This is a genomic window from Mesorhizobium sp. M4B.F.Ca.ET.058.02.1.1 (assembly GCF_003952505.1).
Lineage (GTDB): Bacteria > Pseudomonadota > Alphaproteobacteria > Rhizobiales > Rhizobiaceae > Mesorhizobium.
Genome location: NZ_CP034450.1, coordinates 4,927,253 through 4,952,287 on the forward strand (window position 1 = coordinate 4,927,253; position 25,035 = coordinate 4,952,287).

Annotated in this window: 22 protein-coding genes and 4 pseudogenes; 16 read left to right on the top strand and 10 right to left on the bottom strand. The window is 61.7% G+C overall.

All coding sequences use genetic code 11. The annotated features are described in order from the left end of the window. The first annotated feature begins 29 nt into the window (after positions 1-29). Positions 30-749 (top strand): LuxR family transcriptional regulator, encoded by a 720-nt coding sequence (locus EJ073_RS23920; protein WP_126057768.1) that lies wholly within the window; start codon positions 30-32, stop codon positions 747-749. Between the two features lie 92 nt (positions 750-841). Beyond that, entirely contained in the window at positions 842-1,474 is a 633-nt protein-coding gene (locus tag EJ073_RS23925) for an acyl-homoserine-lactone synthase (RefSeq protein ID WP_126057769.1), read from the top strand. Positions 1,475-1,840: 366 nt separating this feature from the next. Here EJ073_RS23925 and EJ073_RS32545 read toward each other — a convergent pair whose 3' ends face one another. Further along, complete coding sequence (locus tag EJ073_RS32545; RefSeq protein WP_029354901.1) at positions 1,841-2,089, bottom strand: DUF6074 family protein; 249 nt, start codon at positions 2,087-2,089, stop codon at positions 1,841-1,843. Between the two features lie 598 nt (positions 2,090-2,687). Between EJ073_RS32545 and EJ073_RS23935 the strand changes: the two genes are divergently transcribed. The 3 genes from EJ073_RS23935 to EJ073_RS23940 all read left to right on the top strand — a co-directional run bounded on the left by EJ073_RS23935 (position 2,688) and on the right by EJ073_RS23940 (position 3,705). Beyond that, a complete protein-coding gene (locus EJ073_RS23935) occupies positions 2,688-3,158 on the top strand; it encodes a hypothetical protein (RefSeq protein WP_245454734.1) in 471 nt (156 codons plus the stop codon). Next, positions 3,151-3,285: a hypothetical protein gene (locus EJ073_RS32825; RefSeq protein WP_256754986.1), complete on the top strand. Its 135-nt coding sequence runs from the start codon at positions 3,151-3,153 to the stop codon at positions 3,283-3,285. The genes EJ073_RS23935 and EJ073_RS32825 overlap by 8 nt, the downstream gene beginning before the upstream one ends. Before the next feature lie 174 nt (positions 3,286-3,459). After that, positions 3,460-3,705, top strand: coding sequence for a hypothetical protein (locus tag EJ073_RS23940; RefSeq protein WP_063169243.1), 246 nt, complete (start codon positions 3,460-3,462; stop codon positions 3,703-3,705). Positions 3,706-3,894: 189 nt separating this feature from the next. On the opposite strand, the gene EJ073_RS23945 is transcribed toward EJ073_RS23940, so the two are convergent. Next, positions 3,895-4,284, bottom strand: a complete 390-nt coding sequence (locus tag EJ073_RS23945; protein ID WP_024505560.1) for a hypothetical protein — start codon at positions 4,282-4,284, stop codon at positions 3,895-3,897. A 707-nt stretch (positions 4,285-4,991) separates the two neighbouring features. Between EJ073_RS23945 and EJ073_RS23950 the strand changes: the two genes are divergently transcribed. After that, positions 4,992-6,191: a cation:dicarboxylase symporter family transporter gene (locus EJ073_RS23950; RefSeq protein WP_306462679.1), complete on the top strand. Its 1,200-nt coding sequence runs from the start codon at positions 4,992-4,994 to the stop codon at positions 6,189-6,191. Between the two features lie 6 nt (positions 6,192-6,197). Here the strand turns inward: EJ073_RS23950 and EJ073_RS32550 are convergent, their stop codons facing one another. After that, the gene (locus EJ073_RS32550) at positions 6,198-6,767 is read right to left on the bottom strand and encodes a hypothetical protein (protein ID WP_245454735.1); all 570 of its coding nucleotides are present in this window, start codon (positions 6,765-6,767) and stop codon (positions 6,198-6,200) included. A gap of 611 nt (positions 6,768-7,378) precedes the next feature. Here EJ073_RS32550 and EJ073_RS23960 point away from each other — a divergent pair. Beyond that, entirely contained in the window at positions 7,379-8,380 is a 1,002-nt protein-coding gene (locus tag EJ073_RS23960; protein ID WP_126059319.1) for a zincin-like metallopeptidase domain-containing protein, read from the top strand. 157 nt (positions 8,381-8,537) lie between these two features. Here the strand turns inward: EJ073_RS23960 and groL are convergent, their stop codons facing one another. From groL to EJ073_RS23975, 3 genes and pseudogenes are all read right to left on the bottom strand, one after another. Continuing rightward, positions 8,538-10,193: a chaperonin GroEL gene (gene groL / locus EJ073_RS23965; protein ID WP_126057772.1), complete on the bottom strand. Its 1,656-nt coding sequence runs from the start codon at positions 10,191-10,193 to the stop codon at positions 8,538-8,540. 65 nt (positions 10,194-10,258) lie between these two features. Continuing rightward, positions 10,259-10,552 (bottom strand): annotated as a pseudogene (gene groES, locus EJ073_RS23970) (co-chaperone GroES); the annotation flags it as partial. A gap of 100 nt (positions 10,553-10,652) precedes the next feature. Next, complete coding sequence (locus EJ073_RS23975) at positions 10,653-10,961, bottom strand: hypothetical protein (RefSeq protein ID WP_126057773.1); 309 nt, start codon at positions 10,959-10,961, stop codon at positions 10,653-10,655. A 1,010-nt stretch (positions 10,962-11,971) separates the two neighbouring features. Here EJ073_RS23975 and EJ073_RS23980 point away from each other — a divergent pair. The 7 genes and pseudogenes from EJ073_RS23980 (at position 11,972) to EJ073_RS24010 (ending at position 19,939) form a co-directional block, all read left to right on the top strand. Beyond that, complete coding sequence (locus tag EJ073_RS23980; RefSeq protein WP_024505644.1) at positions 11,972-12,295, top strand: DUF736 domain-containing protein; 324 nt, start codon at positions 11,972-11,974, stop codon at positions 12,293-12,295. 181 nt (positions 12,296-12,476) lie between these two features. Then, positions 12,477-12,746, top strand: coding sequence for a helix-turn-helix domain-containing protein (locus tag EJ073_RS23985; protein WP_126057774.1), 270 nt, complete (start codon positions 12,477-12,479; stop codon positions 12,744-12,746). Between the two features lie 68 nt (positions 12,747-12,814). Further along, positions 12,815-13,291, top strand: a complete 477-nt coding sequence (locus EJ073_RS23990) for a S26 family signal peptidase (RefSeq protein WP_245455338.1) — start codon at positions 12,815-12,817, stop codon at positions 13,289-13,291. Then, a complete protein-coding gene (locus EJ073_RS23995; RefSeq protein ID WP_024505647.1) occupies positions 13,279-13,962 on the top strand; it encodes a lytic transglycosylase domain-containing protein in 684 nt (227 codons plus the stop codon). Before EJ073_RS23990 ends, EJ073_RS23995 begins: the two co-directional genes overlap by 13 nt. 178 nt (positions 13,963-14,140) lie before the next feature. Next, complete coding sequence (rlxS, locus tag EJ073_RS24000; protein ID WP_024505648.1) at positions 14,141-16,111, top strand: relaxase/mobilization nuclease RlxS; 1,971 nt, start codon at positions 14,141-14,143, stop codon at positions 16,109-16,111. A gap of 355 nt (positions 16,112-16,466) precedes the next feature. Next, positions 16,467-17,453, top strand: a complete 987-nt coding sequence (locus EJ073_RS24005) for an ATP-binding protein (protein WP_126057775.1) — start codon at positions 16,467-16,469, stop codon at positions 17,451-17,453. A 17-nt stretch (positions 17,454-17,470) separates the two neighbouring features. Beyond that, positions 17,471-19,939: pseudogene (locus EJ073_RS24010) on the top strand (S8 family peptidase). Positions 19,940-20,171: 232 nt separating this feature from the next. On the opposite strand, the gene EJ073_RS24015 reads toward EJ073_RS24010, so the two are convergent. The 4 genes from EJ073_RS24015 to EJ073_RS24030 are packed head-to-tail and all read right to left on the bottom strand — an operon-like array spanning position 20,172 to position 23,096. Beyond that, entirely contained in the window at positions 20,172-21,701 is a 1,530-nt protein-coding gene (locus tag EJ073_RS24015) for an E2 ligase fold family C protein (protein ID WP_126057776.1), read from the bottom strand. A 3-nt stretch (positions 21,702-21,704) separates the two neighbouring features. Continuing rightward, positions 21,705-22,193, bottom strand: coding sequence for a Mov34/MPN/PAD-1 family protein (locus EJ073_RS24020; RefSeq protein WP_126057777.1), 489 nt, complete (start codon positions 22,191-22,193; stop codon positions 21,705-21,707). Further along, on the bottom strand, positions 22,190-22,807 hold the full coding sequence (locus tag EJ073_RS24025; RefSeq protein ID WP_126057778.1) for a putative metal-binding protein: 618 nt from the start codon (positions 22,805-22,807) through the stop codon (positions 22,190-22,192). Before EJ073_RS24025 ends, EJ073_RS24020 begins: the two co-directional genes overlap by 4 nt. After that, entirely contained in the window at positions 22,800-23,096 is a 297-nt protein-coding gene (locus EJ073_RS24030; RefSeq protein ID WP_126057779.1) for a DUF2604 domain-containing protein, read from the bottom strand. Before EJ073_RS24030 ends, EJ073_RS24025 begins: the two co-directional genes overlap by 8 nt. Positions 23,097-23,407: 311 nt before the next feature. On the opposite strand from EJ073_RS24030, the pseudogene EJ073_RS31895 reads away from it, so the two are divergent. Both EJ073_RS31895 and fni read left to right on the top strand, forming a co-directional pair. After that, positions 23,408-23,647, top strand: a pseudogene (locus EJ073_RS31895) (hypothetical protein); the annotation flags it as partial. Next, positions 23,636-24,559: pseudogene (gene fni / locus EJ073_RS24035) on the top strand (type 2 isopentenyl-diphosphate Delta-isomerase); the annotation flags it as partial. The pseudogenes EJ073_RS31895 and fni, both read left to right, overlap by 12 nt. Positions 24,560-25,035: the final 476 nt, after the last annotated feature.

Genomic DNA, 25,035 nt, shown 5'->3' on the forward strand with positions numbered 1-25,035 from the left:
GCAACCTCCGCGAGGTAGGCAAAGCGCAGATGCATCGCGTATTTGAAACCTTGGTCGAGCAACTCTCTGCAAGCGTCGATGCCGTCGATCTCCATGAGGCAATGGCGTCCGCCGCAGCCGGGTTCGACTTTCCGCTCTTCGCTTATTTCACCTACCCATCCGCTTCCGGCGACAGGCCGCGATTGATCTCGAATTATCCATCATCATGGACATCACATTACCTGCAACAGCGCTACCACAGCGTGGATCCCGTGATCCTGCGGGGACTGCGGGGCTGGGATACCTTCGACTGGGGTGTGGACCGCGATCACCGTTATTTGCCGACCTCTCAGCAGGAAGTCCTGGAAAAAGCAGCTGAGTTCGGCATTCGCGGCGGACTGACCATGTCGATGCATGATCATCGCGGCCGGTTCGCCGCACTGACCTTCGCCTCCAACGAGGCGCATCCGCCATTTCTGAGGTCGCTGACGCGCTACGAAAAAGCAATGCAACTGGTTGCGATCAACGTTCATATCCATGCCCGGCGCAGGCTCGCCGAAGATTGCGTGGTAGATGGCATAACGCTCACCCGGCGGGAGTTCGAGTGCCTGAAATGGGCGGCGTGCGGCAAGTCGGCCTGGGATATCAGCCAGATTCTCGGTGTCTCGAAACGCACCGTGACCTTCCATCAGGAAAACGCCAAGGCGAAGCTTGGCGTGCGAACCATCAACCAGGCCGTAGTGCGGATGGCTGCTCGGGCGAGATCCTGATCCTCTCCAAGTCTAGCTGTAAAGGTCTACAGGCTGCATTCATGACGGCTTTGCCCTTCGATTGCGTGGACACATCCCGCACGGAGACGACAATGATGCAGCTGATAACACCCGACTGCTACGCCGAGTTTGCGAGCGAACTCAAGGAAATGCACGGACTTAGGTATCGGGTTTTCAAGAAGCGGCTCGATTGGGAAGTGCAGACCGAAGGCGAAATGGAAACGGACCCGTTTGACAGCCTGAACCCCGTCTACCTGCTTCTCAAGGGGTCCGATTGGCGAACTTGCGGCTGCGTCCGCCTTTTGCCGACCACCGGACCGACAATGTTGCGCGATACGTTTCCGACGCTGCTGGATGAGATGGTGGTCCCTGCGAGTGCCGATATCTGGGAGAGTAGTCGTTTCGCGCTCGATCTCCCTGCGACAGCGCCGAAGGCAGCTGGCGGCCTGGCCCAAGCAACCTACGAGCTCTTCGCGGGGATCATCGAATTCGGCTTGGCCAACAATCTCTCCGGGATCGTAACGGTGACAGATACGCGCATCGAAAGGATCCTTCGTCTCGCCACCTGGCCGTTGTCACGTATCGGACAGCCCAAGCAGGTCGGCAACACCGAGGCAGTCGCCGGCTTCCTCGATATTTCCTACGCCAGTCTCTTGCGCATCCGCTGGAGGGGACGCCTCAACGGGCCGGTGTTGTGGCAACCAGTTCTCATCCAATCGGCATAGCGCCTGCGGATGCTCAGCCGTGACTTGAGTTAAGTCTGCTCACGGCCGCCACCGCCGCCGTGAGGGTGAGCGGACCCGCCCCCACGAGCTTTCGACTGTTCCGGTCGATTGGCTCGCGCGGCCGGACTTTGGATTTCCGTAGGCGCAACCCGCAGTCCAGCGTGAGCACGCCAAAATGGCGCCCCTCCGCTTCGTCCAAAGAAGCCAACGTGGCTTCTGAGGTCGTCTTAGAATATTGGACCGGCCGCCGTGAGCGATCGCAACCTCAAACCTTTGCCGGTATGCCGGTTTGGCCGGACCGTCGGCCAGTCGGAGCAGTCCCCCGATAAGGACCCGAGCTGACGCGCGATCCAACAGCGCCCAAGCCTATGCTATGTGCATTACCGTTCGGTTGGCCATATCGTCCAAGACCGCATGAAGAAGCCTTCCAACCTCCTGCGCAGCGAACTCTGGCGCAATTCCTACATCGGACAATTGAATGAGCATTTTCTTGGCAGCACAGCGCCAGAACGCACTCGCCGCCTCGCCGTTCTTGGTCTCGAGGGCCTGGGCGATACTTTCGACCAATGTGCGTCGCCGATGCAGCGGAAATACGCAAATGTTTGAGTCATGCATCAATCACCTCACAGTTTCAGTTCCACAAAGAAAACACCGGCGTCTTCAAAAGCGCCGCTTAGCGCGGTGACGGTTCGCGGCGACATGACGAGTTCCACTTCCCCTCGACAAGCCATTGGGCGATGAGCCGCCGGACCGCACATCCGGACCGCACATAAGGTGAACCACCATTGCTGATCCGGCTGCGTTTCCTGTGCCGTTCCGCGACGAGGCGTTCCAGCCCGAATTGACGTCCAATGACTTGATTTCTGAAAGGGCAGGGCGGCACGAATCACCCGACTGTTCCGCCGCTTACATTCCTGCGAGCTTGTGTATGAATGATTAAAGCGTGCCCGAGCCGTTCTTGGTGGCCGCCGCAGAAGGGAATCATGTCATCCGCTGCCTATCGTAGGCGGCGCGACTTCTAGCATGACTGCACTGCCCCGACAGGGCTTTGCAATCGCGCGTTTCGAAGCCTATGCTTTGGCATCGGCCGGCATTTACTTCGGTGCAGCCGACAGTAAGACGTACGCGCTCTTGCCCCGTTGGAAGAGAGCCTTGCCCGATCCCTCTTTCGCGACCAGGTGCTGAAGCCCTCACCCCGCAGGACTTCGCGCTTTTGCGACCATCGCTGCATCACGTCGAACCGGGCATCAAGGACCAGTTGGAGGTCGCGCATCAGCCGATCAAGAACGTATATTTTCCCGAGAGGGGCATCGCGTCGGTGGTCGCCACCATGACCGGCGGGCGGCAAGGTGAAGTCGGCATTGTCGGCTATGACGGGATGAAAGGAATTGCCGTCATTCTCGGAAAGGAAAGCACTACCTGGCGCCTGCCGGTTGAAAACCTTCGCCCTGCGATTAGCCCGTCGCTTCGCACCTCAGTGCTGGATTATGCCCACGCGTTCCTCGTCCAATCATGCCGGACGGCACTGGTCAATGGCCACTCCAAGATCGAAGAACGGCTGGCCCGCTGGCAGCTGATGGTCCACGACCGTGCGGAAGGAGATAAGATCCTCCCGACGCATGAATTTCTGGCGACCATGCTCGCGCCCACCGCCCGGGGTCACCACGGCCCTGCAAATGCTTGAGTATCGAGGACTGGTGCACGCCAAGCGCGGCGAGATCACGATCATCGACCGTGCCGGATTGATAAAGCTCACACATGGCGCTTATGACAAGGAGGAGCAGCGTTATTTCGGCCTGGCCGCTGCCTGAAGCATGTCGGTTGAAACGGGTTCAGCCGACGTCTCCTTGCCCCTCACCAGGTCGCCCAAAAGCATCAGCGGTTTTGAACGAATCGCAGCTATTGTCCGCAATCGGACATAGGCTTGAAGGCGGTCGAATTCGTGCCATAAGTCGGGTTGGTCAGGGTTCAGGGAGGAATTCGTCATGACCAATTCGTTTCACACCGTCACCGTCGAAAAAGCCGCAGAAGCCTATGTCCTTTCCAGGGGAAGGGTCCGCTTTCTCTCCATGGCGCAGGCGATCCGCGCCATCCGAACACTAATGCCGGCATGCAAGGCCACCGACCGCGAGTTGGAGGAACTGTTGGCGGCCGCTTCCTTCGTTCATGGCGTGCCCGTCGCCTTCGACACAAAAACAGCCGATGGTGTAGAACCACGGCTGCATTCCTAAGAGGGCATGCCGCGCCATGCAGACTGTCAGAGGGCATTCGTCAGATGGTAGTCCGCTAACTTAACTGCAGAGTCTAAAGGACGTGTTCCAGCATTGCGAACTCACCGATCGCTTTGTTGCCAAAGCTGCCAGCAAGCGATCGCCTCATCCAGCCGTTTGCACCATCTCATCACAGACATCATCGCGATGCTACCTGTCCAGCATATGTCCAGCATTTCGCAAGGCGGCCAGAAGGAGCCTCGCATAGCCTGTGACATCGATCTGGGCCTGCATCGAAAGGGGCATGCTGGTCCAGTTCTCCAACGGTGCAATGAAAGGTGAGAAGGTGCCATTGACTAGGCAACAACAGCTAACAAGGCCCTCTCGGTCCAATGCCACCACACCGATCTTGTCGCCTGGATATCCAATGGCTGCGACTCGCTGGACCTCCAGGTCACCGTCCACCCGCACGTCAAAAAGAAGGCTACCACGGCTCCTCGTGGCTATCTCAGCCGCCTTCTCATCAAAGCTTGAAGAGAGCAAGCGGACGCTTTCCACCGCCATCTGGAAAATCACCAAATCCAGTTCATTCACGGCCATATGGGCATTTCCGCGCAACGGGTGGTGATTGCAATGACACATACTGCTTGTTCACAGATGTCGGTCACGAACGATCATTCGTCGGGTTCCGGTTCCGACCAACGGTGTCGCCACCTGATCGTGCTGCGGTTCGAACCTTCCGAACGCGAGCCGAGCGCGCTATGAGGTTGGAGTCTAGGTCTCGGACCCTGCCTCGCGGCCTTCTCATCTTTGGCAGACCCGTTGCAACGCCGCCGCGATGGCGCAAACGCCAGATGACGCTGATCCATCGCTTGATCGTGAACTGAGCTTCTGAACACCATTGGGACAGCAGGGTGGAAGGGCTTGACCAACGCTGCCCCCGTTTTCCAAGAGGACCCGTCCTCGATTGAATCTTTCGAGCCCCGTGCGGCGCGCAGCCAAATGATGACGATCTGGACTCAGCTCGCAGACCGCAAGGCAAAGAGGGAACCTTCCAGGCAGCCAAGCTGCTCGACGCAAAGAGCGGCCTTTGGAGTTCCCAAGAATCGACCCTTCCATAGTTGCGACAGGCAACCACTGCACGAGTGTGGGAGAGCGAATCGCAAGCATTGCGTGAGGTCCTGCGCGTTTTCCCCTCTTTGCTATTTGGCACATCGTTTGCGCCGAAGTGGGCGCAGCGTTCGACCGGAGCACTGCATGGGAGAGGGAGGAGCCCCACCCCGATCCGGTCAAGGAGAGAGACGGTGTTGGTTCCAAGAGTTCCCCGCGCGATCGCAGCGCCCCGCAAGCGCCATTTTGCCCGGACCTACGTGCAGGTACTTGCCGCCATAATCCTGGGTGCCGCAATCGGCTATTTCCATTTGGAGACCGGCCACAGCCTGAAGCCGCTCGGCGATGCCTTCGTCGATGTCGTCAAGATAATCACCGTACCTGTCATCTTCCTGACAATGGCGACCGGCATTGCCGGCATGAGCGATCTGCAGAAGGTCGGCCGAGTTGCCGCCAAGGCGATGGTCTATTTTCTCACCTTTTCGACGCTCGCTTTTGTTGTCGGGCTGATTGTCGCGAATATCGTTCAGCCTGGCGCCGGCCTCAACATCGATCCGGCCTCGCTCGATGTCCAAGCCGTTAAGGGCTATGTGGCCACGGCTCACGAGCAGTCCGTGACCAGCTTCCTGATGAACATCATCCCGTCAACGATTGCCAATGCCTTCGCGGAAGGCGACATCCTGCAAGTCTTGTTCCTCTCGGTCCTGTTCGGCGCGGTCTGCCGCTACAACGGCCGCTCGCTCTTCTCTCTCGTCCGATACATCAAGGACGAGCTGCTGCTCGCAATGTCCTCCTCAGAGGCCGCGCTGGCCTCGCTCATGGAGAAGATGGAAAGGGCCGGCGCCACGCATTCGGTCGTGGGTCTCATTCCATTCAATCTGGACGGCACGAATATGATGCTCGCCGCCCTTTTCATCGCCCAAGCGACGAAAACTGATCTCCCGATCGGCTGCCGGATCCTCATGCTGTTTGTCGCATTGTTCCCTTCGAACGGAACAACCCGCATTACCGGTGCAGGCCTCGTCACAATGGCTGCAACGCTCTTTCTTGTTCCGGCCGCACCGGTCACCTCCGTGGGGCTTATTCTTGGCGTCGATCAGCTTATGTCCGAATGCCACGCGCTGACGGTTTTTCTCCGCAGCGTAGCGGCAACGCTGGCTGTCACCCGGTCCGGGGCGAGCGGGATAAACGACGATTCGGGGAGCGCCTCACTAGCGGACCGTTCAGCGCTCCGGCGGTGGACGGTCAAGTCGCCCGGCGTGGTGAACACAATTCCCCGTGCGAACGACGCTCAGCTATTGGGGTGGACCCGATGGCGCAAAGCCGTATTTGAGAAACCGCCAGATCGCACCGGCACCTGTGCGCCTGTAGCAACTGCGGGGCACGATCAAAACTGACCCATTTTACACCAAAAAGGCGGCCGTTGCTGCCACGCCGTCCATGGATTGGAGACTCATGTCTAAGCCGACTGCCATCACTGTCGCAGCTCTTCTTTTACTCCTCGCCTTGCTGGCGAGCCAATATAGCGCGAACCTGCACCGGCAGGCGTGGTCGACCGACAGGCAAAAGTGGAGCGGCGCATTCGACAACGATCTCCTTCGCCAATCGCCGGCAACCCGCAAGGCGATGCCGTTCTGGTCATATTCAATGACTACCACAACTGTCCGCATTGCAGACTGGCTGATATCAACTACCAAAAAGCCTTCAAGCATGAACCCAATCTGAAGCTTGTGATCAAACAGTTCCCGGTCCTGGGACCGGATTCCCAATTCCCAGCCTTCGCCGCACTCGCCTCGAGAAAACAGGGAAAGTTCGACGAATTCCACCGCGCCCTTATGATTTCCCCCAGTTGAAGGGTCACTCTCAAGATCGCAGCGCGTGTAGGCCTTGACGTTGAGCAGCTCAAGCGGGAATGCAAGATCCGGCCATCGCAGATGAAATGCGCGGTCCGCGCACTCGCGAAAGGTCTGCACTTAGACGGTACGCCCGCGTTGGTGGTCGGCGATATAGTGGTCGCCGACCTTGTGGACATGGCCAGCTTGCAACGCTTGCATCGCCGATGCGCGCTCAAAGCGTGCTGGCTCTCGTGCGGGGCAGCATCTGTAGACCGGCCACGCTGTTGTTGCCGGAGCGTGCCGTTTGTGGCAGCTGGCTTTGCTGTCGCTCCTCGTAATCTTGTTGCGGTCATCCAGCTGCCGTGGGCGCCAACAACAATCCTGAGCGCCCGCGCCTGAAGTCGCTGGCCGGGTGCTCGTGAACCGAGCCCGCTTTTCTTCGGCAAGCTCAGGCGGTCTTGGCCCTGCGGCATCGCCCCCTGGCGCGGGGCAGCCTTCGGCTGCTGACGGTCGCCGGCCTGTCGGCCGGCGTCTTTCTATTGTGGCCTTCCCCCTGGCGCAGGGTGGGCAGCACTCCCTTCTAGGCCCGCCGCGGCGTCCCGCAACCCTTCGCTTGTCGCTTTCGGGTCCTCCACTCCGTTCCGGTCCTGCTGATGCAGTCCGCCTCCGACGGCGGGCCTTTCCGGTCGCTTTTGCCGCCCACCCCGCTTCCGGGGAGGGCGCGCGATTGTAGAGCGGAGGACATCACGATGCGTGCAAACAACAAACGTTGCGGCAGCCGACAGGCTGGCGCAGACAGTGGCGGGCGCACCGGCGCCAGCCTTTATCAGGAAATCACCGACCGCATCATTGCCGAACTGGAGCGCGGCACCGTGCCATGGGTCAAGCCGTGGGGCAGGGCAAGGACAGGCCTCGGCCTGCCGCGGAATGCGGCCACCCAGCGCCGATATTCCGGCATCAATATCCTGATCCTGTGGGGCGCGGTCATCGAGCGCGGTTTCCCCAGCCAGAACTGGCTCACCTTCCGGCAGGCGCTTTCGCTTGGCGGCAATGTCAGGAAGGGCGAGCACGGCACCACCATCGTTCACGCTGACCGCTTTGTTCCCAAGAACGAAAAGCAACGCGCCGACACCGATGGCGACGAACCGCAGGCGGTGCCCTTCCTGAAGCGCTTCACCGTCTTCGATGTCGCGCAGTGCGATAATCTGCCCGAACATCTTTACGCCGCCGGCGAGCCTCTGCCTGAGCGCGAGATGGTCCCGCAGGCCGAGGCGCTCATTCATGCAACCGGCGCTGATTTTCGCATCGGCGGCGAGCGCGCCTTCTACATGCCCGGCAGCGACACCATACAGGTGCCGCCGCAGCCGGCTTTCTTCCACCAGATCGACTATTACCGGACCTGCTTTCACGAGCTTGGACACTGGACCGGCCACCCGAGGCGACTCGCGCGCGACCTGTCCGGCTCCTTCGGGTCCAACACCTATGCGCGCGAGGAACTGGTCGCCGAAATCGCATCAGCCTTCATCTGCAGCAGTCTCGGCATCGAGCCGAGCGTGCGCCATGCCGACTACATCGGCTCATGGCTGACGGTTTTGCGCGAGGACAACCGCGCCATCTTCCGCGCCGCAAGCCATGCCTCGAAAGCCGCCGATTTCCTGCTTGGCCGCAATGTCGATGTCGAAGGCGAGGCACATGCCGAAACCGCCTATGGGAGCGCGCAATCCTCACACGCGACCGCCTTGCGCCTCTGATGACGCAAAGCCGCGCGCAACCAACTCGACAGTTCTTTTGAGGTTGCCCTAACGCCGATGGCCGGCGTTGGCGTCGATCGTTCATCGGACCGAGGTTCGCAAAAAAAGAGGGCGGCATTGATGCCGCCCTCTCGTTGCGAAAGCTGCCAGAGCTGGATTAGAAATCCATGCCGCCCATGCCGCCCATGCCGCCGCCGCCCATGCCGCCAGGCATGCCGCCGCCAGCCGACTCCTTCTTCGGAGCCTCCGCGATCATGGCTTCGGTGGTGACCAGCAGGCCGGCGACCGAGGCCGCGTCCTGAAGAGCCGTACGGACAACCTTGACCGGATCGACGATACCCATGGCGATCATGTCGCCATACTCGCCGGTCTGGGCGTTGTAGCCGAAGGTCGCGCCCTTGTTCTCAAGGATCTTGCCGGCAACGATCGATGCTTCCGCACCGGCGTTGGCCGCGATCTGGCGGGCCGGAGCCTGAAGCGCACGACGCACGATGTTGATGCCGGCGGCCTGGTCGGCATTGACGCCGGTGGCCTTGATGTTGGCCGAAGCGCGCAGCAGCGCGACGCCACCACCAGCAACGATGCCTTCTTCGACGGCCGCGCGGGTCGCGTTGAGGGCGTCATCGACGCGGTCCTTCTTTTCCTTGACTTCGACTTCCGTCGCACCGCCGACGCGGATCACCGCAACGCCGCCGGCGAGCTTCGCCAGACGTTCCTGCAGCTTCTCCTTGTCGTAGTCCGAAGTGGTCTCTTCGATCTGCTGCTTGATCTGGGCAACGCGGCCCTGGATCTCGGCCTTCTTGCCGGCGCCGTCGACGATGGTGGTGTTCTCCTTGGAGATCGACACCTTCTTGGCGCGGCCGAGCATGTTGAGGCCGACGTTCTCGAGCTTGATGCCGAGGTCTTCCGAGATGACCTGGCCACCGGTGAGGATGGCGATGTCTTCCAGCATGGCCTTGCGGCGATCACCGAAGCCCGGCGCCTTGACGGCGGCGATCTTCAGGCCGCCACGCAGCTTGTTGACGACCAGCGTGGCCAGAGCCTCGCCTTCGACGTCTTCCGAGATGATGAGCAGCGGCTTCGAGGTCTGCACGACGGCTTCGAGAACCGGCAGCATGGCCTGGAGGTTGGACAGCTTCTTCTCGTGCAGGAGGATGTAGACGTCCTCGAGCTCGGCAACCATCTTGTCGGCGTTGGTGACGAAGTAGGGCGAGAGGTAGCCGCGGTCGAACTGCATGCCTTCGACGACTTCGAGTTCGGTCTCGGCGGTCTTGGCTTCCTCAACCGTGATGACGCCTTCGTTGCCGACCTTCTGCATCGCTTCGGCGATCATCTTGCCGACCGAAGCATCGCCGTTGCCGGCGATGGTGCCGACCTGGGCAACCTCTTCGGAGGTCTTGATCTTCTTGGCGTTCTTGATCAGGGTCGCAACGACGTCGGTTACCGCGAGGTCGATGCCGCGCTTCAGGTCCATCGGGTTCATGCCGGCGGCAACGGCCTTGTGGCCTTCCTGGACGATCGACTGCGCCAGAACGGTCGCGGTCGTGGTGCCGTCGCCAGCGATGTCGTTGGTCTTCGAAGCAACTTCGCGGACCATCTGCGCGCCCATGTTTTCGAACTTGTCCTCAAGCTCGATTTCCTTGGCGACGGTGACGCCGTCCTTGGTGATGCGCGGGGCGCCGAACGACTTGTCGATGACCACGTTGCGGCCCTTGGGGCCGAGCGTGACCTTCACCGCGTCAGCGAGGATGTTGACACCGCGCAGCATGCGCTCGCGGGCATCGCGGGAGAATTTTACGTCTTTGGCAGCCATTTTTAGCTCCTGGCAGGGGCTTCAATCGAGCCCGGGAATTCAGTTGACGAAAGGGCCTGATATGAGCCGATGATGCCCATGATGTCGGATTCCTTCATGATCAGAAGGTCTTCGCCATTGAGCTTGACTTCCGTGCCCGACCACTTGCTGAACAGGATGCGGTCGCCGGCCTTGACGTCCAGCGGGACCAGCTTGCCAGCTTCGTCACGAGCGCCGAAGCCGACAGCGATGATCTCGCCTTCCTGCGGCTTTTCCTTTGCCGTGTCGGGGATGATGATCCCGCCAGCGGTCTTGGATTCGGATTCGACCCGGCGAACGACCACGCGGTCATGCAGCGGGCGGAACTTCGACTTTGCCATTTTCGGATTTTTCCCTGGTGCGCTGTTGAGGGGTTTTTGTTAGCACTCGCGATGGACGAGTGCTAACGCGATAGTGAGGTAGGCTGTAAGCGGGCACTCGTCAAGACGGACGAGGGCAGGCGAGGAGCTCTGGCCCCTCCCCGGTGGAACCCAACGCATACGCGGCATCCGCGTTGATGGCTGCGAGCCCCACATTTCCATTGAATTCGGCGTCATGACGCCAACTTGCTCGCGCCGCTTCCAAGTCGTCAGTCGTGCTGCCGTCAGCACGAACATAGGGCTGCGCTTCACTTCCCGTCGAAGCCGCGGCAAGCAGCGTCGCCGTCAGCACGCTCCTTTGCAGATGCTTGCCAAAGGTGGACAGTGAGCGCACCTGCGCCGGGCTGTTGGTGCGAACGTAAGACGTCATTGACAACTCCTTTTTGCAAGTCGAGCCCCTTCTCCACCTTCGGCCGCCGTCGACGCGAAGAAGTCCGCATCGCGTTGAAGACGAGCTGCGAAAAAGAGAAAGATGTGTTTGATGGCTGCGGCCCCAACGGTGCCTTCAGATTTGAGATCACTTCCGCCGCGAGCGGCTGAAGCTCCTCGCAACGTCAAATCGAATCTGCTGCCAAGCCTCCAGGAAAGGAGAGCATTGCTCATCTCGCGCTTGTGCATGCAGTCAACCTTCGATCCGTGTTGCCACATCAAGAGCAAATGCCGTGCCAAAGCTCACTGGGAAGTGAACGCATGGCTCTCCCTGAAAACCTCACAAATCCAGCATGGTCAATTGTGCGGAACCCGACATGCGTCTTCTGCCACTGTCAGCTTTCGGACAGGCATGACGCGTTTCGCGCCGACCACCGGTCGATCGGTTTTGGGGCCGGTCTGTTCGCCTCATAAGAGCGCGTTACATTGCGTAGCGGTTTCCCGAGCGCCGCCACATGACACTGGACCTGCAGGTAGCACCGGCTTCTCATCCAGCCTTACTTTGGCCCCCTCGCGTATCAAATTCCCGCTGGCGAGCCCTGCTTTCATAGATCGCACCATGCCGGATGTCTGCTCTGGCGCCCGACCCGCTGGCACGATCTCGATCCGGCATAAGGGCGCAGCATCTTTGCAGGCCGTTTCATCCCGGCGTCCTGCTTGGCTGACAGACCGCACTTGGCGAGCGGTCTCCATGCTCTCTCCAAGGACCATCCCTGCGGCTGGCTTGTCGACCTATGGGCGGGTCCGGCCGCCCGAAACCCTCGCGCCATCAGCTTTTTTCCCCGCCGCCTGCGGCGGCTTCCTCGCGCCGCTTCGCTCACAAAAAAGCTGCCCGCTCGGGTCCTTCACTGTCGCTGCGGCCCTGTCGGATTCAGGCGGTCCTGACGCGCCCATTACGGTGCGCCATCGCAGGGGATGGTCCCCGGCGAAACCACAAAAGGAGACTTCGAAATGACCGCGATCGGTTACGTCAACAAGCAGGAAAACGGCGCCTACAAGGGCCAGTTCAAGACGCTCAGCGTCCGCGCCGACATCGATATCGTCCCCAACCAGGCCAAGAGCGCCGATAACCATCCCGACTTCCGGGTGCTTACGCAAGGGGTCGAAGTCGGCGCTGGCTGGATCCGCACCGGCGAGACTTCCGGCAAGGATTATGTGAGCCTGTCGATTGCAGCGCCGGAGTTCGGACCGCGCAAGCTCTACGCCAATCTCGGCCGAGCCGCCGGCCAGGACGATCACGACACCTACGCCATCATCTGGAACCCGGCCGACTGACCGGCCGAGATAAGAGCCTCGCGCCGCAGCCCCGGCGCGGGGCTCATTCCCAGGAGTTCCACCCAAACCCCGTCCGCCCTAAAGGGCGGCGAAAACTCTCCCCCGACTCTTCGCCCGTCCCCGAGACGATCTCCCTCGCCCATCCTCGCCCTCGCTTGTCCGAAGCGAAACGAGGATCATCATGGACGACGAAAACGAACGCGCGGCCCGCGCGAAAAAGGGCAACCCGTTTCTCAGCACAGCCCAAGCCGCCTTCTATATCGGGCTCTCCCAGCGCACGCTCGAAAAGATGCGGCTCAAGGGCGGCGGCCCGAAATTCCGCAAGCACGGCCGCTATGTCCGCTATCACATCGACGAACTCGACCATTGGTCGAAAGGACACCCGCAGCACTCCATCGCCGGCGATGGCAAGGCCGGTTCCGGCCAGGGCGGCACGGGAGGCCGTTCATGAGGCGGCGCCCTTCCATCCATCTGATCGGCAGCCGCCTGAGGCGTGTTCGAGCCCGTAAGACGGTCGCCTTGGCCGCGGCCGGTCTCGGTCTTTTGGGCTTCACGGCGCTGGGAAAGCCCGCCCCTTGGCTGGTCTGGAACGCCTCGGCCAGCGCGCCGATCGGCCTTTACCGCATCGCTGCGGGAGCGCTGGCGCGTGGCGATCTCGTGCTCGTGCGCCCGCCTGAATACGCGGCGTATCTCGCCGCCGAGCGCAGCTATCTGCCTCGCAATGTGCCGCTGGCAAAACGTCTTGCAGCGCTGCCGGACGATAATGTCTGCGCCTTCAATGACGCCATCATCATCGGCGGCGACATCGTCGCGCGCCGGCTCAAAATCGACGCCGAAGGCCGACCTTTGCCATGGTGGAACGGCTGCCGAGCGCTCGGGGATAACGAGGTTTTCCTGCTCGGCAGCGACAAAAACCGCTCCTTCGACAGCCGCTATTTCGGGCCTGTTCCCACTCAAAATGTCATCGGGAGGCTCGTACCACTATGGACCGAGTGACCCTCCTCTTGTTGGGCATGATCGCCATTGCGCCATGCGCCTGTTCCGCCTCGACCGGCGCTGAGCCGGTCGCCATCTCCCAAAGTCCGCAGCTGCGAAAGTGGCAGACGTTGGTATCGGAAGCAAGCCGGCGCTTCCATATTCCCCAAGCCTGGATCTATGCCGTCATGGCTGCCGAAAGCGGCGGCAAGACAATGCGCGGCGGCCGCCCCATCACCTCCCCCGCTGGCGCCATGGGCCTCATGCAGGTGATGCCCGGCACCTATGAAGAGATGCGGGTCGAACACGGCCTTGGGCCTAACCCCCACGATCCGCGCGACAATATCCTGGCCGGCACGGCCTATCTCAGTGCCATGTATGACCGCTTCGGATTTCCTGGCCTGTTTGGCGCCTACAATGCCGGTCCCGAGCGCTACGACGAGCATTTGAAGCGTGGCAAACCGCTGCCAGAAGAGACCGTCGAGTACCTCGACCAACTCAAGGCGGCCGGAGTTTCGGCGGCCGACATCGAGGCGTTCGAAAGCCAATCTGTCGCTCCAAAGGCGCAAATCGCTCCTCTCGGACGGTCGCTGTTCTTCATTCATGACGGTGTTCACTCAGGCGTGCGAAACGGCGATCTCTTCGTGCCGCTCGGCAAGGACGGCGCGCAGCCGAAGGAGCCGGTGCGTTAGCCATGGCGGACGGGGGCGCGTCTGGCGGGGCTGGGCGCGGAAGGCAAGATAAAGGTACCGCCTCCAGGAGGCGGTTAAATCTTTGTCTGCACATCGTTTTTCCGGGAGGCTGCCGCCGGTGCCAAGAGGGTTTGACGTGTAAGTGTCTGATTTTGCTTGATATGTCTGGGAGGCTCGCATTAAGGATGACGAGTTCAGGCCGAAGCTCGGCAAAATCGGGTCGCGCGGCTCGAAGGCCGGCAAACGCTATGCCGGCCAGGTTCGTGCGGCGATCAACCGGGCTGGCGGCCGGCCGCAACGCGGTGGTCGCTTCACAGGAAGCCGGACAGGGCGCGGCGGGGCGGCCGCCGCACTGCTGAAATCGCGCGACCGGTATGCCGCCTTCCGCCAGCGCCGGGTGATCGTCAAGGCGCGGGTCGTCAAGCTCGCCGGCAAGGGCGCGGACGGGGCGCGTGCCCATCTACGCTATCTTCAGCGCGACGGGGTCACCCGCGAAGGTGAACCTGGCGAGCTCTACGGCGCCGACAGCGGCCGCGTCGACGGCAAGGCGTTCATCGATCGCGCGGACGGCGACCGCCATCAGTTCCGCTTCATCGTCGCTGCCGAAGACGGCATCGAGTACGACGACCTCAAGGCGCTGACGCGGCGGCTCATGGCGCAGATGCAGGAAGACCTCGGCACGAAGCTCGACTGGGTCGCGGTCGATCATTTCAACACCGGCCACCCGCACAGCCACATCATCGTCCGTGGCAGGGACGACCGTGGCGAGAACCTGGTCATCGCGCGCGAATATATCTCATCTGGCATCCGCGAGCGGGCGGCCGAGCTGGTCAGCCTCGATCTCGGTCCGCGAACCGACCGCGAGATTGAGCTTCGCCTGCGCCGGGAAATGGAGCAGGAACGCTTCACCAGCATCGACCGTCGGCTGCTCAGCATGCGTGATGATGACGGCCTGGTCTCGCCGGGCGGTCCCGACGCCATTCGCCAGACGCTGCACCAGGGACGGCTGCGCAAGCTCGAGCGGATGGGTCTGGCCGCGGAGGTCGGCGCTGGCTCCTGGCGCCTCGACGATGAGCTCGAAGCCACGCTGCGCCGCACCGGCGAACGCGGCGACATCATCAAGACCATGCACCGCGAACTGACCGGCAAGGGGCTTGCCCGCAGGGCCGCCGACTGGGTGATCCACGATCGATCCGGCGAGCCCGTCCAGTCTCTCGTCGGTCGCGTTGTCGCGCGTGGACTGGCCGACGAGATCAATGACCGCCATTACATGATCGTCGACGCCGTCGACGGTAAGAGCCATTGGATCAACATCGGTAGAGGCGAGGCGATGGAAACGATGCCTAATGGCTGCATCGTGCGTGTCGCGCCAAGGAACACCGAGCCGAGGCAGGTCGATCGTACCATCGCCGAAATCGCCGCCGCGCATGGCGGCCGTTACGACGTCGATATGCACCTGAAGCATGACCCATCCGCCACCGAGAGCTTTGCGCGAACGCATGTGCGGCGGCTGGAGGCGATCCGCCGCGCGACCGGCGGCGTCGAGCGAGAGCCGAACGGCACCTGGCTCATCGCGCCGGACCATCTCGATCGCGTCGCGAATTATGAGGGCCAGCGGGCCAGGGCCGAGCCTGTCGTTGCCGACAAGCTCTCCTCAATGGCGCTGGAGCGACAGGTCAGCTTCAACGGCGCCACCTGGCTCGACCGGGAGCTGGTTGCCGATAGACCCGAGCCTTTGCACGGATCCGGCTTCGGCCGCGACGTGAGAGAGGCGCAAGCTCGCCGGCGGCAGTGGCTGATCGCGCAAGGCCTCGCGCATAAAGAACAGGATGGGATCGTCTATCGAGCCAACATGCTTTCGATCCTGCGCCAGCGAGAACTGAACCGTGTTGCTGGCCAACTGTCGGAGGAACTTGGCCTGCCCTATGCCGAAGCGCGATCCGGAGGACGAGTAGAGGGTACGCTCCGCCGCTCCGTCGAGCTTGCCAGCGGAAAATATGCCGTCGTTGAAAAGTCGCGCGAGTTCACGCTGGTGCCATGGCGGCCGGTGCTTGAGCGCCATGTGGGCAAGGAGGTCTCCGGTGTCGTAAGTGGGGAGGGGATTTCATGGACCGTCGGCCGGCAAAGGAGCGGACCTGGTGTTTCGTGAGATGGTGTACAGCTTTTTAGCCAGCGGCGCGGGCAGCCATGCGAGCCCGCGTAGACCTTATGGCCGCACGCCCGCAATCGGTCGCATGGACCTGCCAGGCGGGGCGGCTTTGGAGCGTTCGGACCCGACACGCTGCGTGAGTGGCCAGACTTCGAGCGCTCGAAGATGCGGACTGTTGTCTGCTGGCCGGCGTTATTCCGGCTGGCCTATGACCGCGGCGCAACAGTTCACCGCTGAAGTTGCCACGGGCGAACATCGACAAGAGAAAAAACACCATTGCGCGATACAAATCGCCGTTGAAAGCGTTTAGGTTGCATGCGCTTCGCCAAGTAAACGGATACCCCAGAAGAGAGCCATGACCACGGCCCGCCATATCGTGACGCTGCTTAAAAGCCACATTGCCGGCGACGAGGATCGTTTCCTCTCTATCGCGATGCAGCTTGCTGCGCATGAGGCACGTCAAGGCCATGGTAAGCTTGCTCAGGAGCTCAAGGATCTGGTCGACGCAGCCAAGAGCAGGGACGCCCGGATTGTCAAGAGCAGTCGGCCGGTTCCCCTTTTTCAGCCAAAGGGCGAGCTCGCAGGGCTCCTGCATGTGCGCTATCCGGACCTGCGACTGACCGACATGATTTTGCCGGACAGTCTGCGCTCGCGCCTGCACCGCGTGCTGGGAGAGCAGCGCCAACAAGCAAGCTTGCGCGAGCACGGGCTTGTTCCCCGTCGCAAACTGCTTCTGGTCGGCCCGCCAGGATCAGGCAAGACGATGACCGCATCGGCATTGGCCGGGGAGCTTCATCTGCCCCTTTTCACGATCGTCCTCGATGGTTTGATCACCAAGTTCATGGGAGAGACTGCCGGAAAGCTGCGGCTTGTTTTTGATGCAATGCAGGCGACGCGGGGCGTCTACTTCTTTGACGAATTCGATGCCATCGGCGCGCGTCGAGGCGAACGCCAGGATGTTGGCGAGATTCGGCGCGTGCTGAATTCGTTTCTGCAGTTTCTCGAGCAAGACGACAGCCACAGCCTGATTATTGCGGCAACAAATCATCCCGAGCTGCTCGACAGAGCTTTGTTCCGCCGTTTCGACGATGTCATCGAATACGCCGTGCCCGATCGGCCGATTATAGAGGCGCTGCTTCGGGCTCGACTCGACCGCTTCGACACCAGAGGGCTTGCCTGGAACGAGGCGATCTCTCAGGCAGAGAGACTGTCGCAGGCCGAGATCACGCGCGCGGCCGACGACGCTGCAAAAACCATCATATTGCGGGGGGGGAAGCGGATCACCTCGGAAGCGCTCATCGACGCTCTGAAGGAACGCCGGCAGGCGTCGCTGTTTGAGTAGCGACAGCACAGATCATAATGGCAGACGATTTTCCGCGCGACCGCGCCCATATCCACCTTCGCAACAACGGCATTCGGGAAGCCTATCGGCGGCCCAACCAACTTATACATGCACCGCCGCTGCCGGCGCGTGATCGGGCGTCGCATGCTGCGGCCTTGACGCAATCCATCGAACAAGCGGTCGAAAGTGCACGCCAGCAGATTGCGGCGCGTGACCCCCAGCTGTCGGTCGGCACGCCTGGCTTTTACCTCGCGATCGATCTGCCCATGTCCGGACGGGCGGCCCTCGACCAGTTGGCCGATCGTCGCCAGCACATGGAGCTGGTCGCCGTCCATGAGCCAACTCAACCCGGTGCTCCCATCACAGCGTCGGTGTTCCTGCCGCAAAGCGCGCAAGCCTATTATTTGCGGAAAGTCGAGGCGTATCGAGACGTTGATACTGACCGCGGCAGACCGCGCAACGAGCCGCTCGTCTCCCGCATGGAGACAGTCAGGCTGGCGACTGCACGATCGTTGTTTACCGACCACGACGACCTCTTCCCCCAGGCCGCTGACGAGCAGGTGTGGTGGGAAGTCTGGCTGCGCGACGGTCGCCGCGAGAACTTCGAGCACATTGCCGAAGCCCTGAACATCACTTTGCGCACGCATGCGGTTAGGTTTCCGGAGCGGGTGGTCATGCTGGCCCTCGCCAGCACGGCAATGCTCGACCGCATGATTGCGCACAGCGATGTCGTCGCCGAGCTGCGGCGCGCGAAGGATACGCCGTCCTTCTTCCTGGGCCTTGGCGGCGCGGAGCAAAGGGACTGGAGCGACGAGCTTCTCGGGCGCGTCAGACCGCCTCAATCCGATATTGCGGTCTGCATTCTCGACAGCGGCGTGCGTCGCACCCACCCGTTGATCGAACCCGCACTTGCCGTTTAAGACTGGCACACCGTCAAACCGGCATGGGGCAGCGACGACACACCTGCGTGGAGCGGCCACGGGACGCGAATGGCAGGTGTCGGCCTGTACGGTGATCTGGTCCCGCTCCTGGTCGGAGGCGATCCAGTTCCATTGCCCTTTCGGCTGGAGAGTGTTCGTATCCTTCCGCCAGAAGACGAGGCAAACGATCCAGAACTCTATGGCGCGATCACCGCGGAAGCGATCGCCCGCGCCGAGGTGCAGGCGCCGGAGCGCCGCCGCGCGATCGCAATGGCTGTGACAAGCGCCAGTCCGGCGCGTGGAAGGCCCACATCGTGGTCTGCCGCTATCGACCAACTCTGTTTCGAAGAGGAACAGCGACGCTTGATCGTTCTCTCTGCCGGCAACATCGGCGATGACCTCATGCCGGCCGAGCATTTGACGCGCAACGATCTGGAAGCAGTCGATGATCCTTCTCAGGCCTGGAATGCGCTGACGGTCGGCGCTTTCACAGAAAAGGTCGATATCATTGACACCGACTTTTCGGGCTACGCTCCGATCGCGCCGGTCGGCGAGCTCTCGCCGCGCAGTCGCACTTCGGTCGTTTGGGACAGGCAGTGGCCGGTGAAGCCCGAGGTCGTCTTCGAAGGCGGCAATCTCGCCCATGACGGTGTGTTGCCCGGCGAGCCGATCGACGATCTGCAGATATTGACCACTTTCTGTCGACCCGAACTGCGCCACTTCACCACCCTCGGAGATACGAGCGCGGCAACGGCCCATGCCGCACGGATGGCGGGACTAATTCTATCAGCGCGCCCCGAGCTGTGGCCTGAATCGGTTCGCGCCCTGATCGTCCACTCGGCCGAATGGACTCCGGCGATGCGCGCACGCATCGATGCGTGCAACGGAGCGAAGGGCGAGATCCAGGCGCTCGTGCGGCGCTATGGTTACGGCGTGCCAGATCTTGGGCGCGCGCTTCTGTCAACGGTGAACGACCTCACGCTTATCGTTGAAGATGAGCTTCAGCCTTTCCAGCGCGAGGGCGGCGCGGCTGCCAAAACGCGTGACATGAAGCTGCATCGCCTGCCTTGGCCGAAGGAGCAGCTCGCGGCGCTCGGCGCTGCCCAGGTCGAGCTCCGCGTCACGCTGTCCTATTTCATCGAACCCAACCCCGGTGAACGCGGATGGACCCGCCGGCATCGTTACGCGTCCCATGGTCTTCGGTTCAGAGTAAAGTCAGCGACCGAGACAGTCGACGAATTCCGAGCCCGCATCAATCAGGCCGCTCGGGACGAGGAGGAAGGGGCGCCTGCTGGAGGCGGAGAAGAGTGGCTGCTCGGCACCTTCCGCGATCGCGGCTCGTTGCACGCCGATTTCTGGTCGGGCAGCGCCGCCGATCTCGCCGAGCGTGACGCGATCGGCGTGTTCCCGGTCGGGGGCTGGTGGAAGGAGAAGCCTTACCTGGAACGCGTCGACGCTCTGGCTCGGTACGCCCTGATTGTGACGATTCGGGCGCCTGGGGTCGATGTTGACATCTTCACACCCGTCGAAGCAGCCCTGACTGTCGAGACGTCGGTCGAGACCTGATGCAGCACTGTCCAAACCGGCCAACAACGGAGGTTTGACCAGCCTCTGGTGCCATGGCGGCTGGTGCTGGATCATCACGTCGGCACGGGATCATGCGCGGAGGACGATAGGCCGGCAAAGGAGCGGGCCAAGCGTGTCATAATGGCGCCCATGGTCACGCCCACAAGCCGCGCCCCCTGCGTCTACGGAGAGGTGCGCGTCTGCTTAGGCGGCCGAGACATCGCTTACCTGATCAACGCGCTCCGTATTTGCGCCTGTAAGCGGCAATGAAATCGTCGTCGCTACAGATGCAGCGGCCGCTGGAGTCCTTGGCCTTCGGATCGTGCAAGTGAGAGCCAAGGGGGCGCAGAAGATTCACCCGAGTGCTCGTCGTCGGGCTCATGGGAAACCCCGCACTATGCTTGACCAAATCCGCGGCAAGCATAATCCCGGCAAGCACCGACTGAAAGGCCATCGGAACCACAGTTCGAACGCGGCGACTTCCTTCGCTAAGCTGGAACACCAGACCGCCGCAGATAGCCTGCTGATAAAAGGAGCGCAGGGGCTGGCCGACAAACGGGGCTAGCGGTTCAAACGGCACAGCCATCGCTGTAGCCACGCGAACTACAAAGTCGTTGGGAACTCCGGCATTTGTCTGCAGGAGCGTTTTCACCTGCTCGTGTGCTTCCGGTATTCCGAGTTCCTCGGCAATCAGCTGGTGCTCGTCCTTGGATTTTCCGGATGGCAGGTACATGCAACAAAGGCAAGCCTGGCCGTCATCGAAACCATGCCGGGAGATACCGAGATCGTGCTCCTGCATCCAAGCGTTTGCGATCCATCGCGGCAGTGCACCTTGGACAGCCAGACGGTCGGCGGCGGTGTCAAGCGCCACACCCACTTGGTCTAAGACCCAATTGCCCCGGCGCGCAACATATTCTGCCCACGTCAGAGGGTGCGCCTCGACCTCAAGGCCAGTCGATCTAAGGGCGGTGGCTGCAAGAACCGCCTTGGACATACCAATCTCCGCCTGGCCGGCCAATGCGTAGCGCTGCAGGTTTGAGAGTTCGATCGCTTCGTGATCGATTACATGCAGACGACCCTTGAGATCGGGTTGTCTCGCTAGCGCCCAAAGCGAGCCATGGCCTATCGCACCGAGCCCAACGAGGTGGGTTTCGCCAAGGTCGACTGGGAAGTCGATCGGGCCAGCCTCCCCGGCTTTGGTCTTGTCGTAGCTGCATAGCGAGAGGTCGATGGTTTCGTCCAACTCGGCGCCGGTCAACTGGGCGGCGAAGATAGTTCGAAAGACGTTGGCGGCGCCGAAGCAACTGGCGGCGCCAGCTCCAAAAGGCAGCAGACTTGGGCCAGAGCCCACCGGGTCCGTACGCGACAGCTTTGCCGCCCAACCGTCCGATCCCACGAAAAAGATCGGGCACCGGAGTGATGGGCGCGTTACCCCTGCAACGACGCAGACGGTGGCAGACTTGCCGGAACGCCGGATGCCGACTTTTGGATTGATCGACTTTGCCAAGCGCTCCAGCGCTTGGGCTTGAGAGCTCGCCGCGCTGTCCAGCGGGAGTATCGCCAGAACCGGGTAGAGCCTAGCGAGCAATCTCACCGCAAGATCTAGTGTCGCCTGGCCTTCGGCGCAGGAAGCGGCCTGATGGTCGAAGGCGACTGCCACGACCTGCTTTTCAAGAGCTGCTTTGAAGTCTCCCAGATGAAAATCGGCCAGGACCTGAGATGCCGCCGTGGCGGCACGATCGATGAAGTTAGCGAATGCCATTGTTCAACTCGATATCATGATCATTCGCGACAGTGCCGCGGGAGGGAGCGCATTCCATTTGGCCTTTTCGTCAAGCCGATAGGCGGCGACCCGAGCAAAATCGAAAGGCTCGCGGGCGAAATTCGGCACTACCAGCGACAGACACCCAACCGTGGTAGCAACCGCATAAGCGTCGTCCGTCGTCGAATGGTAGGCGCGGCCCGGATGGCTGTGAATCTGGGCCAAGAGTTTCAGGCCGCTTTTGTAGAGCCAGACATTGAGCCGGTGCAGTTCTTCGGCCGCAACGATCACGCAAACGCCATCGTTTGTCCGAATGTGACGCTGCGCCGGGATAACCGTCTCTGTTACGGCAAAGTGCCGGTCTTGCTGAACGCCGACCCAGAGCGCCATCCCCTCATTGCCTTCGCGACCAACTGAGCGCAGATGCCCATGCGTGGTCGAGATGCAGCCGCGCGGGAGAGTCACGATCGTTACATCTCTCAAACCAGTCATTCTTGTATCGCCTGAGGGGATACCACCATTCCTACGATTGCCGGTGGGAGTTGAATCTGCAACTGCTCTATAGGAATGATTCCGTACTTGATGATCTTGTCCAGGATGAAGGCCAAACAGCCTTCGCCAGAACCCCGATGAAGTAGCCATGGATCACCTGAATGGGCTGGATTGTCGTGGTATTCCCGGACGCCCGCCATGCACAGGAATGGTTCGTCCTCGGGACTGTTGGCCTGGATGAAGTCCGTCAGCGGCACGGCGTTCTGCTGGATGAGAGCTCCTATCATCTCCGGCGGCGTTCCGGGCAGCGGCGGACGTCTAAGCATTTTCAGGTATAGATCTTTCCGGGCAATCGGATGACGCGTAAACGGATCGACGAAGACCACGGACGGTGGTCTTAAGTCGTAGTCGGTGAAGTCGACCTCGCTCGCTGCGCTGATCACCCGTGGTTTTAACTTGAGGCTTGCGAAAATGAAGAAAGCGCGCGGAAAGGTCGCCTCGATCAAGAAGCAGCCCTGAGCCCGATAGACATCAGCATATGGCCGGAACCGGCCGATCTCCCGATCAAACTTCGCTCGGGAGACCTCCGGATCCACACTTTGGGGTTTAGGCACCTGCGACGCCCGCCTTCAGGCTGAGGAACAGGGTCACAGTATTCGGGAAACCGAAATCGCCAAGCTTCTTGTCGACGTCGAGCAAGTTGCCGGCCTCATCCTTCAATTCCCAATTCTCGGCTGGTTGGGCGACATTCTGCGTGTTCTCAAGGGCTTTGGTACGAATGACGTGAAGCGGCTGGTTGGGATTGGCTTCGACCTGCGTGGGCTGGCCGTTCACCACCATCGTGATCTCGATCTTGCCCGGCCCGCCGCCGTGATTATCGCCCTTACCCGAATCCTTCGACATTGTCCTACTCCTGTGGCTTGCCAACCGTCCCACGCCCTGGCGCCCACCTGCGAGTGAGACCGGCGGTCTTCAATCGTTCACCCGGCGCCACGGCCGCGAGTACGCGAAAGACAGGGGATAAGCTACCGAATCGGTGCTTGCCTTCTTTTATGGGTGACTTGAGCCGCAAGTAAATGGTCTCAAATTGCTCCTCACAACTATAATCGATTATAGCAATGCGAAAATATTGGCGACACGCCTATTCATCTGCTCTCTCACTCGCCTGCTCCGTGCTTGGCAAGGGGAGCTTTGACTGCGTCACGCGTCCCCCAATCCTGCAACGCATTCACCCGAGCCTGCGCGACACCAGCGCCCGCACCGGCCGTGATCCGCAGAACGAAACGCTGATCGTGGCGTTCTATCGCGAACTGGCGCTGCTGTTCTGGCTAGACGATTGCAACGACGTTGGCCTGATCGCGCCGGAGCAGCTCGCCGCCGTGGAGCAGGCGCTGGGGCACGGCGTACCGTGCGTTCTCTCCGGATTCGAGGGCTGCGCTCAGCTGCGCGCTTCGCTGGTGCTGGATCGGCGAACGGCGCCGGCCACGGTGGCCGCTGGCTGGGAGTACATCCATTTCGAACACTGCGCACTGCCCGAGTTGGACCTGACGCAGATCGACCTGCGCGCCTCGCTGCTGGGCAAGGCTATGCGCGCGCCGCTGCTGATCAGCTCTATGGCCGGCGGCATGCCACGGGCCGAGGCCATCAACCGGCATTTGAGCGAGGCAGCGCAAGCCTTGCGGATCGCCATGTGCGGTTCGCAGCGTGTGAGCCTGCAATCCCGTAACTCCCAGGGGCTAACGCGCGCGCTGCGCCGCCTGGCGCCAGACATTCCCTTGCTGGCCAATATCGGCGCCGCGCAACTGCGGGAGGCCGACGGCCTGGACCTGGCGCGTCGCGCGGTGGACGCGCTGGAGGCCGATGGGCTCATCGTCCATCTCAATCCGCTGCAGGAAGCGGTACAGCCGGGAGGGCGACCGCGACTGGCGCGGCGTCCTGGCGCTGATCGCTGGCGCCGCGCGCATCGTGGGCGTGCCGATCGTGGCCAAGGAAGTGGGGGCGGCCTGTCCGCCTCGGTGGCCTGTGCGCTCGTCGAGGCGGGCGTGGCGGTAATCGATGTCGCCGGCGCCGGCGGCACCAGTTGGGCCGCAGTGGAGGGCGAGCGCGCCCGCAATGCCGCCGACCGTGCAGTGGCGATGTCATTCGCCAATTGGGGGATTCCCACCCTGACCAGCGTGCAGGCGGTGCGTCGGGCGCTGCCAACGGTGAAGCTGATCGCGTCGGGCGGGATCCGCGATGGCGTCGACGTGGCCAAGGCCATCCGCCTGGGCGCGGACATCGCCGGGCAGGCGGCCAGCGTGCTGGGCGCGGCGACAGTGTCCACCGAGGCCGTTGTCGCGCATTTCGAGATCGTCATCCGCCAGTTGTTGGGTCACCATCAAACCAATTTGACGCCCCGGGACAATATCGTCCGGCATTGTCCGGTGTGCGACGATGTTGGGGATGCGACATAGGCGGATTGCCGTGTATTAAACCGCTTTTCCTTTGGCACGCATATTGCGCCCTATCGGTAAACCTCGTCATGGGCCGGCGGCAATCGCTCGGAGATTGTCGAAATAGCACAATCTGCCGGGGTGACATCCGGCCCGACTAGAGCAGGACCTTTCAGATGATGCAGAAAAGCAAGCGGCCATACTCGCGGGGAAATAGTCGCGTCAGGGCTGCATGGACGCTCTTTCCTGGTTGTTTCGGCGACGGACGCCAACTCTTCAATCGGCACCCGAACCAGTGCCTGGATGTCCAAGGAGCGCCCCTGTTGCGCGTGCCTGGCTGCACCCGCGTGCTGGCTCTCCTCCAAGGCGACGCTCGGCGCTGCTGCAGACCGGCGACGAGAACCCAACTT

What these genes read in the sequence shown, in the direction of transcription:
- EJ073_RS23920 (WP_126057768.1), top strand. Translation starts at nt 30, where the DNA reads ATGCATCGCGTATTTGAAACCTTGGTCGAGCAACTCTCTGCAAGCGTC.
- EJ073_RS23925 (WP_126057769.1), top strand. Translation starts at nt 842, where the DNA reads ATGATGCAGCTGATAACACCCGACTGCTACGCCGAGTTTGCGAGCGAA.
- EJ073_RS32545 (WP_029354901.1), bottom strand. Translation starts at nt 2,089, where the DNA reads ATGCATGACTCAAACATTTGCGTATTTCCGCTGCATCGGCGACGCACA.
- EJ073_RS32825 (WP_256754986.1), top strand. Translation starts at nt 3,151, where the DNA reads ATGCTTGAGTATCGAGGACTGGTGCACGCCAAGCGCGGCGAGATCACG.
- EJ073_RS23940 (WP_063169243.1), top strand. Translation starts at nt 3,460, where the DNA reads ATGACCAATTCGTTTCACACCGTCACCGTCGAAAAAGCCGCAGAAGCC.
- EJ073_RS23945 (WP_024505560.1), bottom strand. Translation starts at nt 4,284, where the DNA reads ATGGCCGTGAATGAACTGGATTTGGTGATTTTCCAGATGGCGGTGGAA.
- EJ073_RS23960 (WP_126059319.1), top strand. Translation starts at nt 7,379, where the DNA reads ATGCGTGCAAACAACAAACGTTGCGGCAGCCGACAGGCTGGCGCAGAC.
- groL (WP_126057772.1), bottom strand. Translation starts at nt 10,193, where the DNA reads ATGGCTGCCAAAGACGTAAAATTCTCCCGCGATGCCCGCGAGCGCATG.
- EJ073_RS23975 (WP_126057773.1), bottom strand. Translation starts at nt 10,961, where the DNA reads ATGACGTCTTACGTTCGCACCAACAGCCCGGCGCAGGTGCGCTCACTG.
- EJ073_RS23980 (WP_024505644.1), top strand. Translation starts at nt 11,972, where the DNA reads ATGACCGCGATCGGTTACGTCAACAAGCAGGAAAACGGCGCCTACAAG.
- EJ073_RS23985 (WP_126057774.1), top strand. Translation starts at nt 12,477, where the DNA reads ATGGACGACGAAAACGAACGCGCGGCCCGCGCGAAAAAGGGCAACCCG.
- EJ073_RS23995 (WP_024505647.1), top strand. Translation starts at nt 13,279, where the DNA reads ATGGACCGAGTGACCCTCCTCTTGTTGGGCATGATCGCCATTGCGCCA.
- EJ073_RS24005 (WP_126057775.1), top strand. Translation starts at nt 16,467, where the DNA reads ATGACCACGGCCCGCCATATCGTGACGCTGCTTAAAAGCCACATTGCC.
- EJ073_RS24015 (WP_126057776.1), bottom strand. Translation starts at nt 21,701, where the DNA reads ATGGCATTCGCTAACTTCATCGATCGTGCCGCCACGGCGGCATCTCAG.
- EJ073_RS24020 (WP_126057777.1), bottom strand. Translation starts at nt 22,193, where the DNA reads ATGACTGGTTTGAGAGATGTAACGATCGTGACTCTCCCGCGCGGCTGC.
- EJ073_RS24030 (WP_126057779.1), bottom strand. Translation starts at nt 23,096, where the DNA reads ATGTCGAAGGATTCGGGTAAGGGCGATAATCACGGCGGCGGGCCGGGC.